17 protein-coding genes and 1 pseudogene are annotated in these 21,733 nt (G+C 72.3%); 14 read left to right on the forward strand and 4 right to left on the reverse strand.

The window, feature by feature from the left end:
* Positions 1 to 29: 29 nt before the first annotated feature.
* Positions 30 to 1,220, forward strand: coding sequence for an acyl-CoA dehydrogenase family protein (locus OG933_RS33805; RefSeq protein WP_362272208.1), 1,191 nt, complete (start codon positions 30 to 32; stop codon positions 1,218 to 1,220).
* Positions 1,221 to 1,262: 42 nt separating this feature from the next.
* On the opposite strand, the gene OG933_RS33810 is transcribed toward OG933_RS33805, so the two are convergent.
* Complete coding sequence (locus OG933_RS33810; RefSeq protein WP_020128186.1) at positions 1,263 to 1,700, reverse strand: cell division protein SepF; 438 nt, start codon at positions 1,698 to 1,700, stop codon at positions 1,263 to 1,265.
* A gap of 312 nt (positions 1,701 to 2,012) precedes the next feature.
* Between OG933_RS33810 and OG933_RS33815 the strand changes: the two genes are divergently transcribed.
* The 9 genes from OG933_RS33815 to OG933_RS33855 all read left to right on the forward strand — a co-directional run bounded on the left by OG933_RS33815 (position 2,013) and on the right by OG933_RS33855 (position 13,104).
* The gene (locus tag OG933_RS33815; protein ID WP_362528287.1) at positions 2,013 to 3,215 is read left to right on the forward strand and encodes a DUF5685 family protein; all 1,203 of its coding nucleotides are present in this window, start codon (positions 2,013 to 2,015) and stop codon (positions 3,213 to 3,215) included.
* A 182-nt stretch (positions 3,216 to 3,397) separates the two neighbouring features.
* Positions 3,398 to 4,000 carry a GTP-binding protein gene (locus tag OG933_RS33820; RefSeq protein WP_405630635.1) on the forward strand — a complete coding sequence of 201 codons (603 nt, stop codon included), beginning with the start codon at positions 3,398 to 3,400 and terminating at the stop codon, positions 3,998 to 4,000.
* Between the two features lie 427 nt (positions 4,001 to 4,427).
* Positions 4,428 to 6,212 (forward strand): FAD/NAD(P)-binding protein, encoded by a 1,785-nt coding sequence (locus OG933_RS33825; RefSeq protein ID WP_405630638.1) that lies wholly within the window; start codon positions 4,428 to 4,430, stop codon positions 6,210 to 6,212.
* Between the two features lie 43 nt (positions 6,213 to 6,255).
* Entirely contained in the window at positions 6,256 to 7,329 is a 1,074-nt protein-coding gene (locus tag OG933_RS33830; protein WP_362528297.1) for an LLM class flavin-dependent oxidoreductase, read from the forward strand.
* Positions 7,326 to 8,684, forward strand: coding sequence for an NtaA/DmoA family FMN-dependent monooxygenase (locus tag OG933_RS33835; RefSeq protein WP_405630639.1), 1,359 nt, complete (start codon positions 7,326 to 7,328; stop codon positions 8,682 to 8,684). The genes OG933_RS33830 and OG933_RS33835 overlap by 4 nt, the downstream gene beginning before the upstream one ends.
* A 16-nt stretch (positions 8,685 to 8,700) precedes the next feature.
* On the forward strand, positions 8,701 to 9,504 hold the full coding sequence (locus tag OG933_RS33840; RefSeq protein WP_405633587.1) for a DUF1684 domain-containing protein: 804 nt from the start codon (positions 8,701 to 8,703) through the stop codon (positions 9,502 to 9,504).
* Between the two features lie 226 nt (positions 9,505 to 9,730).
* The gene (locus tag OG933_RS33845) at positions 9,731 to 10,642 is read left to right on the forward strand and encodes a S1 family peptidase (RefSeq protein ID WP_362528303.1); all 912 of its coding nucleotides are present in this window, start codon (positions 9,731 to 9,733) and stop codon (positions 10,640 to 10,642) included.
* 284 nt (positions 10,643 to 10,926) lie between these two features.
* Positions 10,927 to 11,775 carry a slipin family protein gene (locus OG933_RS33850; protein ID WP_362528306.1) on the forward strand — a complete coding sequence of 283 codons (849 nt, stop codon included), beginning with the start codon at positions 10,927 to 10,929 and terminating at the stop codon, positions 11,773 to 11,775.
* Positions 11,776 to 12,021: 246 nt separating this feature from the next.
* Positions 12,022 to 13,104, forward strand: a complete 1,083-nt coding sequence (locus tag OG933_RS33855; RefSeq protein ID WP_405630641.1) for a S1 family peptidase — start codon at positions 12,022 to 12,024, stop codon at positions 13,102 to 13,104.
* Positions 13,105 to 13,218: 114 nt separating this feature from the next.
* Here OG933_RS33855 and OG933_RS33860 read toward each other — a convergent pair.
* Positions 13,219 to 13,768 (reverse strand): annotated as a pseudogene (locus OG933_RS33860) (DUF3533 domain-containing protein); the annotation flags it as partial.
* Positions 13,769 to 13,969: 201 nt separating this feature from the next.
* On the opposite strand from OG933_RS33860, the gene OG933_RS33865 reads away from it, so the two are divergent.
* Together OG933_RS33865 and OG933_RS33870 are read left to right on the forward strand one after the other, a co-directional pair.
* On the forward strand, positions 13,970 to 17,575 hold the full coding sequence (locus OG933_RS33865; RefSeq protein WP_405630643.1) for a DNA polymerase III subunit alpha: 3,606 nt from the start codon (positions 13,970 to 13,972) through the stop codon (positions 17,573 to 17,575).
* Complete coding sequence (locus tag OG933_RS33870; protein ID WP_405630646.1) at positions 17,572 to 18,540, forward strand: DNA polymerase thumb domain-containing protein; 969 nt, start codon at positions 17,572 to 17,574, stop codon at positions 18,538 to 18,540. The genes OG933_RS33865 and OG933_RS33870 overlap by 4 nt, the downstream gene beginning before the upstream one ends.
* A 22-nt stretch (positions 18,541 to 18,562) precedes the next feature.
* Here OG933_RS33870 and OG933_RS33875 read toward each other — a convergent pair whose 3' ends face one another.
* Positions 18,563 to 18,937 carry a cupin domain-containing protein gene (locus OG933_RS33875; protein ID WP_020128199.1) on the reverse strand — a complete coding sequence of 125 codons (375 nt, stop codon included), beginning with the start codon at positions 18,935 to 18,937 and terminating at the stop codon, positions 18,563 to 18,565.
* 137 nt (positions 18,938 to 19,074) lie between these two features.
* Between OG933_RS33875 and OG933_RS33880 the strand changes: the two genes are divergently transcribed.
* Positions 19,075 to 19,518: a MarR family winged helix-turn-helix transcriptional regulator gene (locus OG933_RS33880; RefSeq protein WP_362528316.1), complete on the forward strand. Its 444-nt coding sequence runs from the start codon at positions 19,075 to 19,077 to the stop codon at positions 19,516 to 19,518.
* Between the two features lie 174 nt (positions 19,519 to 19,692).
* The gene (locus tag OG933_RS33885; protein ID WP_362528319.1) at positions 19,693 to 20,562 is read left to right on the forward strand and encodes an alpha/beta fold hydrolase; all 870 of its coding nucleotides are present in this window, start codon (positions 19,693 to 19,695) and stop codon (positions 20,560 to 20,562) included.
* A 75-nt stretch (positions 20,563 to 20,637) separates the two neighbouring features.
* Here OG933_RS33885 and OG933_RS33890 read toward each other — a convergent pair whose 3' ends face one another.
* Complete coding sequence (locus OG933_RS33890; RefSeq protein WP_405630648.1) at positions 20,638 to 21,696, reverse strand: lytic polysaccharide monooxygenase; 1,059 nt, start codon at positions 21,694 to 21,696, stop codon at positions 20,638 to 20,640.
* Positions 21,697 to 21,733: the final 37 nt, after the last annotated feature.

Consider the following 21,733-nt stretch of genomic DNA (forward strand, 5'->3'; position numbering starts at 1 on the left):
AGCGGTGCTAGTTTTTCGGAGGCTCATTCATGTCCGCGTCCTCGAAGTTGCCCCCCTTCGACCCCGCCGACCCGCTCGGGATCGACGATCTGCTGGAGCCGGAGGATCTCGCGATCCGTGACACCGTGCGGAACTGGGCCGCGGACCGGGTGCTGCCGCAGGTCGCCGAGTGGTACGAGCGCGGGGAGCTGCCGGAGATCCGGGAGCTGGCGCGCGAGCTCGGCGCCATCGGGGCGCTCGGGATGTCGCTCAGCGGATACGGGTGCGCCGGTGCCAGCGCCGTGCAGTACGGCCTCGCCTGTCTAGAACTCGAGGCCGCCGACTCCGGTATCCGGTCCCTCGTCTCCGTGCAGGGTTCCCTCGCCATGTACGCCCTGCACCGCTTCGGCAGCGAGGAGCAGAAGCAGACCTGGCTGCCGGGGATGGCCGCGGGCGAGATCATCGGGTGCTTCGGGCTCACCGAACCCGATCACGGCTCCGACCCGGCGGGCATGCGGACGTACGCCAAGCGGGACGGCTCCGACTGGGTGCTCGACGGCCGCAAGATGTGGATCACCAACGGGTCCGTCGCCGGGGTGGCCGTCGTCTGGGCGCAGAGCGACGACGGGATCCGCGGCTTCGTGGTGCCCGCCGGCACTCCGGGGTTCTCGGCGCCCGAGATCAAGCACAAGTGGTCCCTGCGGGCCAGTGTGACCAGCGAGCTGGTGCTCGACGACGTGCGGTTGCCCGCGGACGCCGTCCTGCCGGAGGTCACCGGGCTGCGCGGACCGCTCAGCTGTCTGTCCCACGCGCGCTACGGCATCGTGTGGGGCGCGATGGGAGCGGCGCGCTCCTGCTTCGAGACCGCCGTCGAGTACGCGAAGACCCGCGAGCAGTTCGGGCGGCCCATCGGGGGATTCCAGCTCACCCAGGCCAAGCTCGCCGACATGGCGGTCGAGCTGCACAAGGGGATTCTGCTCGCCCATCATCTGGGGCGACGCATGGACGCCGGCCGCCTGCGTCCCGAGCAGGTCAGCTTCGGCAAGCTCAACAACGTACGGGAGGCGATCGAGATCTGCCGGACCGCCCGTACCGTCCTCGGTGCCAACGGGATCTCGCTCGAATACCCCGTCATGCGGCACGCGACCAACCTCGAGTCGGTGCTCACCTACGAGGGCACCGTCGAGATGCACCAGCTCGTGCTGGGCAAGGCGCTCACCGGACTCGACGCCTTCCGCTGACCCGGCCCGGGGGCCGAGGCAGGGCCGGTGAGCGGCCCTGCCTCAGCTCTGGTTGAAGAAACCGTCCGTCCGGTGCGCGGACGGGTCTCCGTTCACGATCTCCGTGTTGGCGGGGGTCAGCAGGAACACCCGGGTGGACACCCGCTCGATCGAACCCCGCAGGCCGAAGATCAGCCCGGCCGCGAAGTCGACGACGCGCTTGGCGTCCCCGGCCTCCATGGCCGTGAGGTTCATGATGACCGGCACGCCCTCGCGGAACAGTTCACCGATCGCCCGCGCGTCCCGGAAGCTGTCCGGGGTGACGGTGCCGATCCGGCGGCCCTTCTCCTCGGCCGTGTCCGTCGCCACCTTCACGCGGGGGTCGGTGACCCAGGCGTCCCCGGAGTCGGTCCCCTCGGAATAGTCGTCGTCGTAGTAACGCTCGTCATCGTTGTCGTCGACGAGGCCAAGCCAGGCACTCGCCTTGCGCACCGATCCCATGGACGCCTCCTCTCACAGCGGTCTTTCTGCTTTCCGCATTCCCCATGGTCGTCCATGATGCGGATGTCGCGCCAAGTGGATAGACGCCGCGCGGGGGGTTTGTGACGGTACTGGTGCACAGCGAATACGTCGAGAGCCCGCGTCTCCCAAGGGTCGTACCGCATACGGCTGCTGACTGTGAGTGAAATATGATTCTTCGTGGCGAACGGGTGACGCACGGTGCGTCCGGGTGAACCGGGTGCCCCCGATCCGGCGTGACAATCGGTCGATAGCATGCCGCAGCTCAATGTCCCAAGGACGACGGGGGTTGTCGTGTTCGGAATCGTCAGGCCATGCAGTCACCGGCTCGGAGAGGGCCTCAAGACCCAGTGGATGGCGCACCTGTGCGGGCTGTGTCTCGCGCTGCGCGGTGACCACGGGCAGTTCGCGCGGGTCGTCACCAACTACGACGGCCTGCTCATATCGGTTCTGACGGAGGCTCAGGCCGACCGGGTGCCGGCCGACGGATGGCGGCGGACGGCGGGACCGTGCCCGTTGCGCGGGATGCGCACCGCGTCCGTCGCGCAGGGCGAGGGCGCCCGGCTCGCGGCCGCCGTCTCGCTGGTGCTCGCCTCGGCCAAGGTGCGCGACCACGTCGCCGACGGGGACGGGCTGCTGGCGCGGCGGCCCGTCGCCGTCGCCGCGCGCCGGGTCGCCGCGAGCTGGGGCCGGGCCGGGGAACGCGGCGGGGCCGCCGTCGGATTCGACACCGGCGTCCTCGTCGACGCGGTGGAACGCCAGGTGGGCATCGAGACGCTCGCCGGGCCCGGCACCCCGCTGTGCGCCGTCACCGAGCCGACCGAGACCGCGACCGCCGCCGCCTTCGCGCACACCGCGGTCCTGGCGGGCCGGCCGGGCAACGCCGCGCCGCTCGCGGAGGCCGGCCGGCTCTTCGGACGGCTGGCGCATCTGCTGGACGCGGTCGAGGACCGGGAGTCCGACGCGGCGGCCGGGGCCTGGAACCCGCTGACGGCCACCGGCACCCCGCTCACCGAGGCCCGGCGGCTCGCCGACGACGCCCTGCACGGCATCCGGCTCGCGCTGCGCGACATGGAGTTCGTGGACGGCAGGCTCGCGCACCTGCTGCTGGCGCACGAGCTGGAGCGGTCGGTCGACCGGGCGTTCGGGACGCAGTCGTGCGGGCACGCGCACGCGCCGGAGGGTGCCTTCGGGCCGCCGACCGGCCCGTACGCCCCCCAGGGGCCGGTGGACCCGAACGCGCCCGGCAACCCCTTCGGCGGCAACCCCTTCGGCGGTGAGCCGCCGCGGCCCGGGAAGCGGGGCTTCTGGGCCGGGTGCGCGGTCGCGCTCGGGCTGTGCTGCACCTGCCAGGCCTGCTGCGCCGACGAGTTCGAGGGGCCCTGGTCGCGGAAGAAGCGCGAGGGCTGGTGCCGCGACGGCTGTGACGGCTGCGATTGCTGCTGCGACGGTTGTCAGTGCTGCGAGTGCTGTGAGTGCTGCTCCTGCGACTGCTGACGCGGCGTCACTGATTCGGCCCGTGGCGCCCGTGTGGGGCGCCACGGTGAGCGACGGGCATCCCTGGAACGTATCTCTGGTCGAGGACGCGGACTTCGCAGGGCCGTCCGTCGGGACCGGCGGTCGGCCGTTCGCGTGCCGGTAACCCGCGGAGCCACCGCTCCGGATGCTCGAAAGGATCGATGATCATGCCCGGGCGCTCTGACAAAACCGTTCCGCTCGCCGTGAAGATCGTGGTGAGCGGCGGGCTCGGGGTCGGTAAGACGACCTTCATCGGGGCCGTCTCCGAGATCGACCCGCTCGACACCGAGGCGCCGATCACCCAGGTGTCGGTCGGGGTCGACTCGCTCGAGGGCGTGGAGTCCAAGACCACCACCACCGTCGCGCTCGACTTCGGACGGATCACGCTCGACCATGCGATCGCGCTGTACCTGTTCGGCACGCCCGGGCAGGACCGGTTCGCCTTCCTGTGGGACGACCTGGTGGAGGGAGCGCTCGGCACGGTGGTCCTCGCGGACACCCGGCGGATCGAGGAGTGCTTCCCGGCCGTCGACTACTTCGAGGCCCAGGGCGCGCCGTTCGTCCTCGCGGTGAATCGCTTCGACGGGGCCGAGCACTTCGAACTGGACGAGGTGCGGGCGGCGTTGGGGCTGAGCGCCGAGGTGCCCGTGCTGGAGTGCGACGCGCGCGAGCGCGGCTCCGTACGGGACGTGCTGGGGGCCTTGATGGATCGGGTGGTCGGGTTTCGCGCGGCTCCGGGGCGGAGGGCGGTCGGGGCGCGCTGATCACCGTGGAGCAGGGGTGAGGTAGGGCGAAAGCGAGGGAAAAGGCGCATATCGAGGGGAGAGCGCGGAGGTGAAGGCGGAGCTGGGTGAGGGGAGAACGCGAAGAGGGCGCCCCGGGAACGGGGGCCGCAGTGGGTCAGCTCAACAGGAACAGGACCACACGCGACCGAAGTCGATGTGGGAGCGGGTGACCAGACACTGCTGCGGATGCATGGGCCAAGTGGAACAGGTCTCCGGTTAGGCGTCAACCGACTTGAGACGTACCGCTCACAGTGTGGACGGCCTTGACAGTGAGGGGAAACGCCCACGTACTCTCGCTGCACGGCCCTGCTGAGGGGCTCGGCCGTATCTGCGCCGCGCGGCGCGCCCCATTCGGTGTGTGAAGGCACCTACCCGTGTTCGATTCCAGCTGTCACGGAGCCTTCGCATGTCTTCCGAAACCCTCGACCCCGAAGCGCCCGCCACCCTCGTGATCGTCGGGGCCGGGCCGCGGGGGACCGGCCTCATCGAGCGGATCGCCGCCAACGCCCCCGAGCTGTACGCCGGTTCGGGGCTCGACATCCATCTCGTCGACCCGCATCCGCCGGGCGCCGGACGCATCTGGCGGGCCGCCCAGTCGCCGCTGCTGTGGATGAACTCGCACGCCGAGGACGTCACCATGTTCACCGACGAGTCGGTGGAGATGGCCGGGCCGGTGCGGCCCGGCCCGACGTTGCACGAGTGGGCGGGCATCGACGGGCGTACCTTCGCCGACCGGCAGCTCCAGGGCTCCTATCTGCGCTGGGTGCACGAGCAGGCGGTCGCCGCCCTGCCCCCGGAGATCACCGTCCACCACCATCCGGGGCGCGCTCTGCGGGTGAGCGGCCCCCGTTCGGGACGCCAGCAGGTGTGGCTGGAAGGCCGGGACCAGCCCCTGCCCGCCGATCTCGTCGTCCTCGCTCACGGTCATCTCGACGCCGAACTCGACGATGAACAACGTGAGTTGGCGGCCTACGCGGCGGAGCACGGGCTCGTCCATCTGCCGCCGGACTTCACGGCCGACAGCGACCTGTCCGCGCTGCCGGCCGGCGAACCCGTGCTGGTGCGTGGTTTCGGGCTCGCCTTCGTCGACCTGATGGTGCTGCTCACCGAGGGGCGCGGCGGGCGGTACGAGGGGGACACCTATGTGCCCTCGGGGCGGGAACCGGTGCTGTACGTCGGCTCGCGGCGCGGTGTGCCGTACCACTCGAAGATCGGCTACGACTGGACCGGCGAACGGCCGCCGCTGCCCCGGTTCCTGGGGCCCGCCGAGATCGACGGGCTGCTCGCGCGGCCCGAGGGCTTCGACTTCCGGCGGGATGTCTGGCCGCTGGTGGAGAAGGAGCTGGGCTTCGCCCACTACCACCGGCTGTTCACGGTCCACGCCGAGCGGACCGCGATCGCCTGGACCGACTTCGAGGAGAAGTACGAGGCCGCGTCCGAGGGCGCCGAGCGGGAGGCCCTGGTGGCGTCCGCCGTCCCCGATCCGCGCGACCGGCTCGACCTGGCCGCCCTCGACCGGCCGTTGGACGGGGTGGCGTACGGCTCCTTCGCGGAGTTCCAGGAAGGGCTGCGCGGCTATGTGGAGGACGACCTGAGTCGCCGTCACGACGCCGCGCACAGCACCGACCTGGCCGTTTTCCTGGGACTGCTGTCCGTCTACGGACAGCTGGTCCGGCTCGGTGACATCGGCTCCTGGTGGCACGGGTTCTTCAGCTACCTCGCCTCCGGGCCGCCGGGCCCCCGGCTGAGACAGCTGCTCGCGCTGTCCCGGGCGGGGGTGCTGAAGTTCGTCGGCGCCGACATGGCCGTACACGCGCGGGACGGGGTGTTCCGGGCGTCGAGCGCCACGGTGCCCGGTTTCTCGGTCGAGGCGCGGGCGCTGGTGGAGGCCCGGCTGCCGGAGCCGACGCTCCGGCGCGCCCTCGACCCGCTGCTGCGGGAGCTGCACGCCGACGGCGCCGGCGAGACCCCGGACGGGCTGCTGCGGGTGGACCGCGCCGACGGGCGGGTCCTGGACCGGGCCGGCCTGCCGCACCCACGGCGCTTCGCGCTCGGGCCGCACACCGACGGCCGTACGCCGGGCGCGTTCACCCGGCCGCGCACCGGCGGCCCCGCGTTCCGGCAGAACGACGCCACCGCCCGGGCCGCCCTGGTGTTCCTGCGGGATCTGGGCGCCGATGCCGTCGGGTGAACCGCTCCACTTCGAAGCGTCACGGAAGAAAGGGTTCTCCCCCATGACCTCATCGCACGGCCGGGGCCCGCTGCACCTGGCGGCCGCCGTCGACCAGCCGGGGGTGTACGACGCCGGCCCCTACGTCGAACTGGCGCGGCTCGCCGAGCGGGGCGGACTCGACTTCGTGACGCTGGACGACACCTTCGCCCGGCCCGGGCCCGACGCGTCGGCCGTGCTGTCCCGGGTGGCACCCGCCACGCACCGCGTCGGACTGGTGCCCACCCTCACCACCACCCACACCGAGCCCTTCCACCTCCAGGCCACCATCGCCACGCTCGACCGGGTCAGCCGCGGCCGGGCCGGCTGGCGGATCGACGTCTCCACCACGGAGGGGGAGGCCCGGCTCTTCGGCCGCCGGCACACCGCGCCGCTGGACGCGCTGTGGCAGGAGGCCGGTGAAGTGGCCGACGTGGCGGCGAAGTTGTGGGACAGCTGGGAGGACGGCGCCGCCGTACGCGATGCACCGACCGGCCGTTTCCTCGACCGCGACAAGCTGCACCACGTCGACTTCACCGGCGAGGCCTTCTCGGTGCGGGGCCCCGCCCTGGCGCCCAGACCTCCGCAGGGACACCCGGTGCGCGTGGTCGACGCCACCGAGGGACCCGCCCGGTCCACCGCCGCCCGCCACGCCGACGTGGCCCTCGTACGCGCGGCGAGCCCCGCGCAGGCCCGCACCGTCCGCGACCGGCTGCGGGCCGACGCGGCCGCAGCGGGGCGCGACCCGAACTCCCTGCTCGTCCTGGTGAGTCTGCTGATCGACCTCGGGGACGGCGAGCACGCCGCCGAACCCGGCCACGGCGGAGGCGGCCCCCGGCAGACCGCGCAGGGCCCGCTCTACCGGGGCGGCCCCGTCGACCTCGCCGACCTGATCGCCTCCTGGTACAAGGACGGCACCGCCGACGGCTTCCACCTCACCCCCGTCGAACCGCGCCGCGATCTGGAACGGCTGGTCAACGGCACGGTCGCACTGCTCCAGCACCGTGGTCTGTTCCGCACCTTCTACCCGGGCAGCACGCTCCGCGAGCATCTGGGGCTGGCCCGGCCCGCCAACCAGTACGCGGGGGGAGCGGCATGAGCGGACACCGGCCCCGGGGCCCGAGACCGCTCGGCAGGCACTGCCACCTGGCCGCGTACTTCCCCGGCGCCGCCACCCCCACCGTCTGGACCGGCCCCGACGCGAAGTCGCCGATCGAGTTCTCCTCCTTCGAGCACCTCGCCCGGACCGCCGAACGCGGCCTGTTCGACTTCTTCCTCCTCGCCGAGGGGCCGCGGCCGCGCGCACACCAGGGCCGTATCGACGACCTGGACGTGGCCGGCCGCCCCGAACCGCTCACCGTCCTCAACGCACTCGCCGCCGTGACCGAGCGCCTGGGGCTGGCCGCCACGGCCGACGCCACCTTCAACGAGCCGTTCGAACTCGCCCGCAGACTGGCCACCCTGGACCATCTCAGCGGCGGCCGGGCGGCCTGGCACGTGGAGACCTCCTCGGACGCCCGCACCGGCGAGGACTTCCGCCGCGGGGACTACCTGGACCGCGCCGACCGGTATCCGCGGGCCGCCGAGTTCGTCGCCACCGCGAGAAGGCTGTGGGACTCCTGGACACCGGACGAGGCGCCCCGGCCGTTCGCGCACCGGGGCCGGCACTTCGACATCGCCGGGGAGTTCACCGTGCCGCGCTCACCGCAGGGACACCCGGTGGTGATCCAGGCGGGGGGCTCCGGAGAGGCCCGGGAGTTCGCGGCCGCCACCGCCGACGTCGTCCTCGCGCGGCCCGGCACGCTGGAGGCCGGGCGCGCCTTCTACGCCGACGTCAAGGGACGGCTGGCCAAGTACGGCCGTACCGCCGACGATCTGAAGATCATGCCCGGCGTCACCGTCGTCCTCGGGGACACCGCCGCCGAGGCACAGGAGCGGGCCGCCACGATCAGGCGCCGGCTGGTCTCCCCGCAGCGCGCCCTCCTCACCCTGGAGCGGCTCTGGGGCGTCGACCTGTCGGCCTACGACCCCGACGGGCCGCTGCCCGAGTTCGACCCGGTGGCCGACCCGCGGCTCACGGGGGGCCGCGCCCGGCACGGCGACGCGGTCGCGAAGGCCGGGAAGCTGCGCGCGCTGTCGAGGGAGAAGGGGCTGTCCATCCGGCAGACCGTGATCGAGACGAGCGCCCGGCAGTCCTTCATCGGCACGCCCGAGGCGGTCGCCGCCGAACTGGCGGAGTTCGTGCGCGAGGGAGCCGCCGACGGCTTCGTCCTCGTACCGCAGCTCACCCCCGGCGGGCTCGACGAGTTCGTCGACCGGGTGGTGCCGCTGCTGCAGGAGCGCGGCGCCTTCCGTACGGAATACGAGGGACGCACCTTGCGCTCCCACCTCGGACTGCCCGACCCGGTGGGGACGGGCGAACCATATGACGAGACGACAGGACACCTCGCATGACGACAAGGCCGACCTCATGACGGCGGACGCGACCGGCGCGGCGACGGACGCGGCGGACGACTGGCAGCAGTGGCACGAGCGCCGCCTGGAGACGGTCTCGGCGCCCTACGGCCCGCTCGCGCTCACCGGAACGTACTGGCTCGAGGACTTTCCGGACGGTCGACTTCCGGACACCCCGGGGACCTGGGTGGCCGATGAGGATGCCGTGGTGCTCACCGCGACCGGCTCCGACGGGCTGACCGTGGACGGGAAGCCGTTCAGCGGGGAGGTACGGCTCGGCGCCGACACCGGACCGACGGACGCGGCCCGGGTCGCGCTCGGTGACCGGCGGCTGGTCGTGCTGGTCCGTGAGGGGGTCTGGGGAGTACGCGACTTCGACCCGGACTCCGCGGCCCGGCACCGGTTCCCGGGCATCGACGCGACCCCCTACGACGCGCGCTGGGCGGTGCCCGCACGCTTCACCCCGTACGCCGAGGACCGTACCGTCCGGGTGCCGAACGCCGACGGGCGTGAGCGCGGTCTCGGGCTCGGCGGGGAGCTGGCGTTCGTCCTGGCCGGGCAACGGCTCACCCTCCAGGTGAGCGTGCAGGGCGACGGTTCGCTGTGGGCCGTGTTCGCCGACGCCACCAGCGGGGTGACCAGCCACCGGTTCCGGTTCCTGTACTCCGGCGCACCCGACGCGGACGGACGCACGACGGTCGACTTCAACCGGGCCGTACTGCCTCCGTGCGCCTTTGCGGATGCTTTCCTCTGCCCCTTCCCGCCGCCGGGGAACACATATGACGTGGCGGTCGAGGCAGGGGAGCGCAACCTGGTCTGAGCTGGGGCAAGAGGCTGCAAGAGGGCTCAACTCACGCAGTTCGTTGAAGGTCTGACGGCCGAAAGGCGCCCTTGCGCCGACCGGCCGTTCGGCCGAATACTCCCCCTCAGCGCTTGTCAGGGTCACGGCGTGTCCGAAATCCGGACGAACGTCGGTCCCTGGCTGCGCCTCACGGGCCCCGACCCCACACCACGGGCCCCCGACTTCCCCTGGGAGGGAACGAAACGTGAGGATCAAGCGCACCACCCCCACCACCCCCACGAGCGGCATCTCGAGACGGACCCGGCTGACCGCCGTGACCACCGGACTCGTGGCCGCCGCCGCCATCGCCATCCCCCACGCGAGCGCGGCCGACACCGCCACCTTCAGTACCGCCGAACTGAAGAGCGCCGGCGACTCGGTGCTCCAGGCGGACATCCCGGGCACCGCCTGGGCGGTCGACAGCAAGACCAACCGCCTCCTGGTCACCGTCGACAGCACGGTCTCGGACGCCGAGATCGCGCAGATCAAGGAGCAGGCGGGCGACAACGCCGGCGCGCTCACGATCAAGCACACCCCGGGCAAGTTCAACAAGCTGATCGGCGGCGGCGACGCCATCTACGGCGGCGGCTACCGCTGCTCGCTCGGCTTCAACGTCGTCAGCGGGAGCACCTACTACTTCCTGACCGCCGGGCACTGCGGCGAGGTCGCCTCGACCTGGTACTCCAACTCCGGACAGACCACCGTGCTGGGTACGAACTCCGGCTACAGCTTCCCGACCAACGACTACGCGCTGGTCCGCTACACCAACACCTCGGTCGCCAAGGCGGGCACCGCGGGCAACACCGACATCACCAGCTCCGGCAACGCCACCGTGGGCCAGTCGGTCATCCGGGACGGCTCCACGACCGGTATCCACACCGGCCGGGTGACCGCCCTCAACGCCACGGTCAACTACGGCAGCGGTGACGTGGTCTACCAGATGATCCAGACCAACGTCTGCGCCGAGGGCGGTGACTCCGGCGGAGCGCTCTACACCTCCGGCGGTGTCGCGCTCGGTCTGACCTCCGGTGGCAGCGGCAACTGCACCTCGGGCGGTACGACCTTCTTCCAGCCCGTGACCGAGGCCCTGAGCCGCTACGGCGTCAGCGTCTTCTAGTCCTCACGCGAGAGTCCCGACGCGGGAGCCCTGACGAGGGAGCCCTGACGCGGGAGCCCTGATGAGGGAGCCCTGACGAGGGAGCCCTGACGCGGGAGCCCTGACGAGGGAGCCCTCGCACGGGAGTCCTCGCGCGGGACCGTTTCACCCGGCCTGTGGCCGATCGCAGGCGAGCCCCCGTACGCAACCGGCGTGCGGGGGCTCGCCCTTGCCGGGGGGCGGGGTTACCGTCGGGGTACAGGCAGTGATGCGCGGGCAGTGCTGTGGACCCTTGGGGGCCGGCAATGGTCGAGGAGCTGATGGTGGCGGGCGTCGCGCTGGCGTCCGCCGGAGCGGTGTACGTGGCGGCGGCGGCGCGGGTCGTCAAGCAGTACGAGCGGGGGGTGGTCCTCCGGCTGGGGAAACTCCGGCCCGAGGTGCGCGGCCCCGGACTCACCCTGATCCTTCCGGGCATCGACCGGCTCCAAAAGGTCAACATGCAGATCGTCACGATGCCGGTGCCCGGGCAGGAGGGCATCACCCGGGACAACGTCACCGTGCGCGTGGACGCCGTCGTCTACTTCAAGGTGACCTCGCCGGCCGAGGCGGTCATGCGGGTGGAGGACTACCGGTTCGCCGTCTCGCAGATGGCGCAGACCTCGCTGCGGTCGATCATCGGCAAGAGCGATCTGGATGATCTGCTGTCCGACCGCGAAAAGCTGAACCAGGGGCTGGAGTTGATGATCGACAGCCCGGCCGTGGAGTGGGGTGTCACCATCGACCGGGTGGAGATCAAGGACGTCTCCCTGCCCGAGACGATGAAGCGGTCGATGGCCCGGCAGGCCGAGGCCGACCGTGAGCGGCGGGCCCGGATCATCAACGCCGACGCCGAGCTCCAGGCGTCGAAGAAGCTCGCCGAGGCGGCGAAGGAGATGTCCGAGCAGCCCGCCGCGCTCCAGCTGCGGCTGCTCCAGACGGTCGTGGCGGTCGCCGCCGAGAAGAACTCCACGCTGGTGCTGCCGTTCCCGGTGGAGCTGCTGAGGTTCCTGGAGCGGGCCCAGCAGCAGCAACCGCTTCCCCCGACGTCCTCCACACCCCCGACGACATCCACACCTTCGCCGCCCGAGGCGGAGTCGGGTTCCGGCCAGGACTAGACCTCACCGCCGGGTAAGTGGTTACTCACGCGTAGCGTTTGCAGTGCGAATTCTCCTGTGGTGGCCAGGGGATGTTCCGGGGTGGTGAAGGCGTGGCGGGCGCGCGGTGTCCACCCTGTGCGCGTCCTGAAGTCGACCTTGTGTGCTCCCTGTGCGGTTCGGAAGAGTGGGCGCCCGTCAACCAGCCTTCCGGCCCGGAGCTGCCCCCATGGCCGCCCGGGCCGACCCCCCACAGGAGGACGCGAGTTGAAGCACCGACGCATACCCGGGCGGCGGATGGTCATGACGGGCGCGGGCATCGCCGCGCTCGTCGCAGCCGGAGTCACCTTCCAGACTGCGAACGCCAGTGAGTCTGCGAAGACCTCGCAGCCCGCCCCCCTCTCGGCCCTCGCGGCCGGAAAGCTCGCCTCGACGCTCGGCCAGGACCTCGGCGCCGACGCGGCGGGCACGTACTACGACGCGAAGAGCAAGAGCCTCGTGGTGAACGTCCTCGACGCGGCCGCCGCGAAGACCGTCGAGGCGGCCGGCGCCAAGGCCAGAATCGTCGAGAACTCCCTCGCCGAACTGACCGGCGCCCGTACGACGCTCAAGGCGGACGCGTCCGTCCCGGGCACCGCCTGGGTCACCGACCCGACCACCAACAAGGTCGTCGTCACCGCCGACCGCACGGTCTCCGACACCGAGTGGGCCAAGCTCACCAAGGTCGTCGACGGGCTCGGCCAGGTGGCCGAACTCCAGCGCACCAAGGGGGAGTTCAAGCCCTTCATCGCCGGCGGCGACGCCATCACCGGCGGCACCGGGCGCTGCTCCCTCGGCTTCAACGTGGTCAAGGGCGGCGAGCCGTACTTCCTGACCGCCGGGCACTGCACCGACGCCATCTCCACCTGGTCGGACTCCTCCGGCACCGAGATCGGCGCCAACGAGGTGTCCAGCTTCCCGGACAACGACTACGGCCTGGTCAAGTACACCGCCGAGGTCGACCACCCGAGCGAGGTCGACCTCTACAACGGCTCGGCCCAGCAGATCACCGGCGCCGCCGAGGCCACCGTCGGCATGAAGGTCACCCGCAGTGGCTCGACCACCCAGGTGCACTCCGGCACGGTCACCGGCCTGGACGCCACGGTGAACTACGGCAACGGTGACATCGTCAACGGCCTCATCCAGACCGACGTCTGCGCCGAGCCCGGCGACAGCGGCGGCTCCCTCTTCTCGGGCAGCAGCGCCGTCGGCCTGACCTCGGGCGGCAGCGGCGACTGCACCTCCGGCGGGGAGACGTTCTTCCAGCCGGTGACGGAGGCGCTGTCGGCGACGGGGACGCAGATCGGCTGACGGTCCCGTAGCAGCCCTCGAGCAGCCGAAGTCCCGCCCCGCGCGCGAGGGGCGGGACTTCGCACGTGTCCGGCCCGGCATGTCACGGACGTGCGCGGCTCGCTGCTGCCCGGCTCACGGCGTGTTCTGCGCGCGGCGCGTCCGCGGGGCCGCCGCCGACAGGGTGACGACGGTCCCCGCGACCGCCCACGCCGACAGCACCAGCAGCGACGCGGTCATGTCGGTGCCCTTGAAGTAGGCGATCGAGCGTGCCGCCCAGGTCCCCGCGCCCGGCGGCAGCGCCGGACCGATCGCCTTCCAGGACGGCGGGAGCAGCGGAGGCGGGAGCGCGCCGCCCGCGCCGGGGTTGCCCAGGATCACCACGAGCAGGATGGCCAGTCCGATGCCGGCGAGCCGAAGGCGCCCTGGCAGGCGAGCGTGGCCGCGCCGACGGCGAAGATGATCAGTGCGCCGAGCCCCCAGTGAGCCGCGATACCGCCCGGCAGGCCCCCAGGACCGGGCCGACGATCAGAGCACCGCCGAGTCCGGCGATCAGAGCACCGCCGAGTCCGCCGACGATCCCGACGACGGCCATGGCGAGGAGCCGGATCACGGCGCGCCTCGGGGTGGAGCGGGCGGCCCCCGAGCTGATCACCATGATCGACGCGCACAGATAGCCGCCCAAGGGGTCACCGGCGGAGCCGCGGGGTGGGTCGGCGCCGGCGGTCGGTGTATGTCCCCACGGTCCGGGGCGCGGGGTGTTTCCGCAGGTGGGAGGCGTCCGAACGGCTGTCGTACAGATGTTCGGAAATTGGTCTATGGTGGGGGTGGGTCAGTTGGGAACTGATGTTCGATTCACGGATTCACGGATTCACGGGAGGTGCGGATGTCGGGGTTCACGCATCTGCACACCGTCTCCGGGTTCTCCCTGCGCTACGGCGCCTCGCACCCGGAGCGGCTGGCCGAGCGCGCCGCGGAGCGGGGGATGGATGCCCTCGCCCTCACCGACCGCGACACCCTCGCCGGCTCGGTCCGCTTCGCCAAGGCCTGCGCGAAGGCGGGTGTGCGCCCGCTGTTCGGAGTGGACCTGGCGGTGGCGCCCCCCGAGCGGCCGCAGGGCGACGCGTCCGTACGACGGGACAGGCGCCGCACTCCCGTGCGCGGCGGCGCCTTCATCGACGAGTCGACACCCCGTGTCATCTTCCTCGCCCGCGACGGCGCCCGGGGTTGGGGCGACCTGTGCCGGATCGTCACGGCCGCGCACGAGAGCGAGGGCACCCCGGTACTGCCCTGGGCCGAGAACCACGGCGCGGGCCTGACCGTCCTGCTCGGCCCCGCCTCCGACGTCGGCCGCGCGCTCGCCGCGGGCCGGCCGGACCGCGCGGCGAAGCTCCTCACCCCCTGGCGGGAGGTGTACGGCGACGCCCTGCGGCTGGAGGCCGTCTGGCACGGGCGCACCGGCACCGGACCCGGCTCCCTGCGGCTGGCCGCCCGCACCGTCGGCTTCGCCGCCGAACAGCGGATCCGGCCCGTCCTCAGCAATGCCGTCCGGTACGCCGACCCCGGCCAGGGCCCGGTCGCGGACGTGCTGGACGCCGCCCGGCGGCTGGTCCCGGTCGACCCGGCGAAAGGGCTGGACTCCGGGGAGGCCTGGCTCAAGGACGCGGGCGCGATGCTGCGCACGGCCGAGCGGATCGTCGAGGCCGCGGGCTACCGGCGCGACACCGCGCACCGCCTGCTGGAACAGACGCGGGCGACGGCCGCCGAGTGCCTGGTCGACCCCGAGGACGACCTCGGCATGGGCGCCGTCCACTTCCCCGAGCCGCACCTCGTCGGCGCGGGCCGCCGGACCGCCCAGCGGACGCTGGCCTCCCGGGCGGCGGCCGGGATGGTGCTGCGCGGCCACTCCGGCAAGCGCGTCTACTGGGAGCGGATGCACCGGGAGCTGGACATCATCGCCCACCACGGCTTCGCCTCGTACTTCCTGACGGTCGCCCAGGTCGTGGACGACGTGCGGGGGATGGGCATCCGGGTCGCGGCCCGCGGCTCCGGCGCGGGATCGCTGGTGAACCACCTGCTCGGCATCGCGAACGCCGACCCGGTCGAGCACGGGCTGCTGATGGAGCGCTTCCTGTCCAAGGAGCGGGTCGTGCTGCCCGACATCGACATCGATGTGGAGTCCGCGCGCCGGCTGGAGGTCTACCGGGCGATCATCGGCCGGTTCGGCACCGAGCGGGTCGCGACGGTCGCGATGCCGGAGACGTACCGGGTCCGCCACGCCATCCGGGACGTCGGCGCGGCCCTGTCCATGGACCCGGCCGACATCGACCGCATCGCCAAGTCCTTCCCGCACATCCGGGCGCGCGACGCCCGGGCGGCGCTGGAGGAACTGCCCGAACTCAGGGCGCTGGCGGGGGAGAAGGAGCGGTACGGGCGGCTCTGGGAGCTGGTCGAGTCTCTCGACGCCCTCCCGCGCGGAGTCGCCATGCATCCGTGCGGGGTGCTCCTCTCCGACGCCTCCCTGCTCTCCCGTACGCCGGTCATGCCGACCAGCGGCGAGGGGTTTCCCATGGCCCAGTTCGACAAGGACGACGTCGAGGACCTCGGGCTGCTCAAGCTGGACGTGCTGGGCGTGCGGATGCAGTCGGCGATGGCGCACGCGGTGGGCGAGGTGGAGCGGGCGACGGGGGAGCGGATCGACCTGGACACGCTGAAGGGCGGCGACCCGGCGACGTATCGGCTCATCCGGTCCGCCGAGACGCTGGGGTGTTTCCAGATCGAGTCGCCGGGCCAGCGGGACCTGGTGGGGCGGTTGCAGCCGGCCACCTTCCACGATCTCGTCGTCGACATCTCCCTCTTCCGGCCCGGGCCGGTCGCCGCCGACATGGTGCGGCCGTTCATCGAGGCGCGGCACGGGCGGGCGCCGGTCCGGTATCCGCACCCGGATCTGACGGAGCCGCTGCGGGACACCTACGGGGTCGTCGTCTTCCACGAGCAGATCATCGACATCGTCGCCGTCATGACCGGCTGCGGGCGCGGTGAGGCGGACCGGGTCAGGCGCGGGCTGTCGGACCCGGAGTCGCAGGGGCGGATCAAGGTGTGGTTCGCCCAGCACGCGGCGGCCGGCGGATATGACGCAGAAACGATTCAGCGGACCTGGGAGATCATCGAGGCGTTCGGCTCGTACGGCTTCTGCAAGGCGCACGCGGTCGCCTTCGCCGTGCCGACGTACCAGTCGGCGTGGCTGAAGGCGCACCACCCGGCCGCCTTCTATGCCGGGCTGCTCACCCATGACCCCGGGATGTACCCGAAGCGGCTGCTGCTCGCGGACGCGCGGCGGCGGGGGGTGCCGGTGCTGCCGTTGGACGTGAACAGGTCGGCGGTCGCCCACCGGATCGAACTGGTGTCTGATTCAGGGGCTGATTCCTCCGGTGCGGGCCCTGATCCATCCGGTTCAGGCGTCTGGGGGCTGCGGCTCGCCCTTTCCGACGTGTACGGCATCACCGAGGCCGAGGCGGCACGGATCGCGGACGGGCAGCCGTACGCCTCGCTGCTGGACTTCTGGGAACGGGCGCGGCCGAGCCGTCCGCTCGCCGCGCGGCTCGCACAGGTCGGCGCGCTGGACGCGTTCGGCGCCAACCGGCGCGATCTGCAACTGCACCTGACCGAACTGCACCGGGGGGCCCGGGGCGCGGGCGGCGGCCAACTCCCGCTGGCCGGCGGACGGAAGACCACCCCGGCCGGGCTGCCCGACCTGTCCTCCGCCGAGAAGCTCAGCGCCGAACTGGGTGTGCTGTCCATGGACGCCTCGCGCCATCTGATGGACGACCACCGGAGCTTCCTCGACGAACTGGGCGTGCTGTCGGCGCGCCGGCTGCGCGACACCCGGCACGGCGAGACGGTCCTCGTGGCGGGTGCCAAGGCGGCCACCCAGACCCCGCCGATCCGGTCCGGCAAGCGGGTCATCTTCACCACCCTGGACGACGGCACCGGTCTGGTCGACCTCGCCTTCTTCGACGACTCCCACGACGCCTGCGCGCACACCGTCTTCCACTCCTGGCTGCTGCTGGTGCGCGGGGTGGTGCAGCGGCGCGGCCCGCGCAGCCTCAGCGTGGTGGGCGCCGCCGCCTGGAACCTCGCCGAACTGCTGGAGGTGCGCCGGGACGAGGGGCTGGAAGGGGTCGCGGCCCGGCTGGCCGGCCCCGGCGGCGCCCCGGACGCGGACACCCCGAACGCGGACACCCCGAACGCGGACACCCCGGACGCGGGCGCCTCCGACGCCGGCGCCGACGGCCCGGCGCGTGGTCGGCTCGCCGGTTCGGACGGGCTGCCCGCACCGGCGGGCTCGGCCGCCCGGGACGCGGGGGAACAGCGTCGCATCCGCATGCCCACGGGGTACGAGATGCACCCCTGGGCCGATCTGCGCCCCGCGGGCGAAGGGCCCGCGGTGGGAAGGAAGTTGTGGCACCAGAGTCCGGGGAGTGCGGGATGACCATCCTCTGCGTACGTTTCCAACTGCCTTCGGCGGACGAGGCCGCCCTGCCGGCGCTGCTCGGGCTGCTGGAGGAGTTCACACCGGTCGTCGAGGCGTTGCCGCCGGACGGCGCGCTGGCCGATCTGCGTGGTGCCGAACGGTACTTCGGGCGCAGCGCGGTCGAGCTGGCGTCGGTGATCAGAGTGCGCGCGCTCGCGCTGCACGGGGTCGACTGCGTGATCGGCGCGGGCCCCGGCCCGATGTCGGCCCGCATGGCGCTGCGGGGCGCCCGGCCCGGGGTGACGTGCGCGGTTCCCGAGGGCGGGGTACGGGAGTTCCTCGCCGAGAAGCCCGTCGTGGCGCTGCCCGGTGTGGGTACGGCGACCGCCCGCACCCTGTGCGAGTACGGCCTCGACACCCTCGGCCGGGTCGCCGCCGCGCCCCTGTCCACGCTCCAGCGCCTGGTCGGCGCGAGGGCGGGCCGGGAACTGCACGAGAAGGCGAACGGCGTCGACCGCGGCCGGGTCGTCCCGAACGCCGTATCACGCTCGCTGGCCACCGAACGCCCCTTCACCCGGGACGAGTTGGACCCCGACCGGCATCGCCGCGCGCTTCTCTCGGCCGCCGGGGAACTGGGCGCCCGGCTGCGTGCCGTGGAGAAGGTCTGCCGCACCCTGACCCTCACCGTGCGCTACGCCGACCGGTCCGCCACCACGCGCAGCCGCACCCTCGGGGAGCCGACCGCGCACTCGGCGGCCCTGACGAGAACGGCGTACGGCCTGTACGAGGCGCTCGGTCTGCAACGCGCCCGGGTCCGCGCGATCGCCCTGCGCGCCGAGGCCCTCGGGCCCGCCGACCAGGCCTCCCACCAGCTCACCTTCGACCCCGTGGACGAGAAGGTCCGCCGGATCGAGGAGGTGGCCGACCGGGTGCGGGCGAAGTTCGGGCCGGAAGCGGTGAAGCCCGGGACGCTGGCGGCGTGAGGCGACGGCGTCCCGAACGCGGTCAGTTGGCCCACAGGGGAGCGATCCGGGTCCCGTCGGCCAGCTCCGCCTCCAGGCCGATGGACGTGGTGACCCAGGAGAGCGCGGTGTGATCGGTCGGGTTCTCGACGGCCAGGGTCGCCCCCGGATTGACGATCACCGTGTCGCCGGCCCTGATCCGCTCGGCGCGGCCGTCGAGCGTGAGGATCAGCTCGCCGACGAGCAGATGGAAGATCTCCTCCCGGCTGACGGTGTGCGCGGGCGCCTTCGTCCCGGCGGGGATCTCGCCCCTCCAGGCGCACAGCTCCTTGCTGCCGGTGCGGGGAGTGGCGTACGAGACGAAGCGGGCGCCGTGGATCTCGTGGGTGACGGCGTCGGACGAACGGATGACGGGCATGGGTGTCTCCTGTCGGTTTCGGCTTCCGATGGGCGTCGTCGCTGCTGGACGCAGGCGCGAAGATGGTCAAGCTGCTTGACTACTTGCTCTATGGTCAAGCCGCTTGACCAACCTGTCAAGAATGTTTCAATGCAGACGTGCAGAACTCCGAAGCCCTTGCCCTGACCGCCGTCCTGCTCGCCGCCGCGGGCGAGCTCACCCAGCGCATCAACGACGGCGTCCTCGCCCGTGGATTCGAGGCGCGGCCCGCCTACGGCTTCGCCTTCACCCGGCTTGCCCCGGACGGCGCCACGGTCACCGAGCTGGGCGCGCACCTCGGAGTCACCAAGCAGGCGGCGAGTCAGCTCGTCGAGGAGCTCGTGCGGAAGGGGTATGCCGAGCGCCGGCCGCACCCCGAGGACGCGCGGGCCCGGCTGATCGTGCTCACCGAGCGCGGCTGGGAGTGCACCAGGGCGGCGGAGGAGGCGGCCGCCGAGGCGGTGCGGGCCTGGACCGCCGTGCTCGGCGAGGGTCAAGTGCGGGTGCTGCGCGACCAGTTGTCACGCATCGCCCCCCATGGCCCCATTCGGCCCGCTTGGTGACGGCATATCAGTGATCCCCGGTCGAGGGTGGCTATAGCGGGAAGTTTTTACTGGCGCGTAACTTCACAGTTCAGCTACTCGCCCGTAACTTGACGAGTGAACAGCATCCTCGTGATCCGGGTCACAGGGCGTAAGGCCATCGCATCCTCCCTTGAGCCGCAAGGAGATCACCCGATGCTGCCCTGGAAACGCGCGCTCAGACCACTCGCCGCACTGCTGCTGGCCGCCGCGGCCGCCACCGTCCCCGCCACCGCCGCCCACGCCGACTCCACCGCCACCGCCTCGTCGAGTGGCTGGAACGACTACCGCTGCAAGCCCTCCGCCGCCCACCCCCGCCCCGTCGTCCTCGTGCACGGCACCTTCGGCAACTCGGTCGACAACTGGCTGGCCCTGGCCCCCTACCTCACGGTCCGCGGGTACTGCGTCTTCTCCGTCGACTACGGCCAACTGCCGGGCGTGCCGTTCTTCAACGGCCTCGGTCCCATCGACAAGTCGGCCGCGCAGCTCTCCACCTTCGTCGACAAGGTGCTCGCCGCGACCGGCGCCGCCGAGGCCGACCTCGTCGGCCACTCACAGGGCGGCATGATGCCGCGCTACTACCTGAAGTTCCTCGGCGGCGCCGCCAAGGTCAACGCGCTCGTCGGCATCGCCCCCGACAACCACGGCACCACACTGAGCGGACTCGCCAACCTGCTGCCCTACTTCCCGGGCGCCGAGGACCTCCTCTCGGCCGCCACCCCCGGCCTCGCCGACCAGGTCGCCGGATCGGCCTTCCTCACCAAGCTCAACGCGGGCGGCGACACCGTCGCCGGTGTCCGCTACACCGTCATCGCCACCAGGTACGACGAAGTGGTCACGCCGTGGCGCACCCAATACCTCAGCGGGTCCGACGTGCGCAACGTCCTGCTCCAGGACCTGTGCCCGGTGGACCTCTCCGAGCACCTGGCGATCGGCCTGTTCGACCGGATCGCCTTCCATGAGGTGGCCAACGCGCTCGACCCGGCCCACGCCACCGCCACCACCTGCGCGTCCGTCTTCAGCTGACGCGCAGGTGGTCCGCCGGGGCCTGTCCGACCTGAGCCGCCGGTCAGGCCCCGGAGTACCGAGGGGGGCGGCGGCTCAGCGGCCGTGCCGTCCGCCGCTCACCGCGCGCCTGCGCACCGACCCGAACAGCAGCGCCGCGCCCAGCGTCAGGACGGCCGCGCCGCCCACCGCGAGATACGGGGCGCTGCCGTCACCGCCGGTCTCCGCGAGGCTCTCGCCCGAACCCGCACCGGCACCGGCCGCGCTCGGCTCGTTGGCCGTGACGGGCGACTCGGCCGCGGTGGAGGGCTCGGTCGTGCCGGACGGCCCGGTCGTCGGGTCGGTCGTCGGGTCCGTCGTCGGGTCGGTCGTCGTGGTGGCGTCGTCGTCCCCGTGGCCGTGGTGCTCGATCGTCGACTTGTCGGCGCCGTCCTCGATCTGCTCCTCGGAGGGCGCGGAGGCGGACGGCGCGGTACCGGTCCCCGCTCCTGTGCCCGTGTTCGTGTTCGTGCCCGCGAACGTCACGTCCGAGCAGGAGTAGAACGCCTCCGGGCTGTCCGAGCGCTGCCAGACCGCGTACAGCAGCTGCCTGCCCGAACGCTCGGGGAGGGTCCCGGAGAAGGTGTAGAAGCCGCCCGACGCGACCGGGTCGGTGGCCGTCGCCACCGGGTGCTCCAGGTCGAGGTCGGACCAGGCCAGCGGCCCCGAGGGGTCGTAACCGGCCTTGGTGAGATAGACCTTGAAGGTGCCCTTGTGCGGGGCGGTCACGCGGTACTTGAAGGTGTACGAGCCGCTGCCGACGCTCGTCGCCGGCCAGTCGGCGCGGGCCAGGTCCAGGCCCTTGAACTCCTCGTTGTTCGCGCTGCACAGCCTGCCGTCCGGGATCAGCTCCTGGTGACGGCCGTTCGCGTCGCCGATGCGGATGCCGTTCCAGTCGTACAGCGCCTGCGTCCCGCCCGCCGCGACCGCGGCCCGGCACGCGTCCGACTTGGGGCTCTCCGGACCTTCCGCGTAGCACTGGGCGACCCGGCTGACCGGATCGCCCATCGACCCGTGCGCGGCCGCGGGCGCGGCGGACAGCAGGGTCAGGGCCGCCGGGATCAGCCCGACGGAGGCGACGGCGGCGACGGCGGCGGCCTTGCGGCGTGCGGGCATGGGGGAACTCCTCGGAACCGGAACAGGTGGTGGCCTG

The organism is Streptomyces sp. NBC_00016 (assembly GCF_045040885.1).
GTDB lineage: Bacteria > Actinomycetota > Actinomycetes > Streptomycetales > Streptomycetaceae > Streptomyces > Streptomyces coriariae.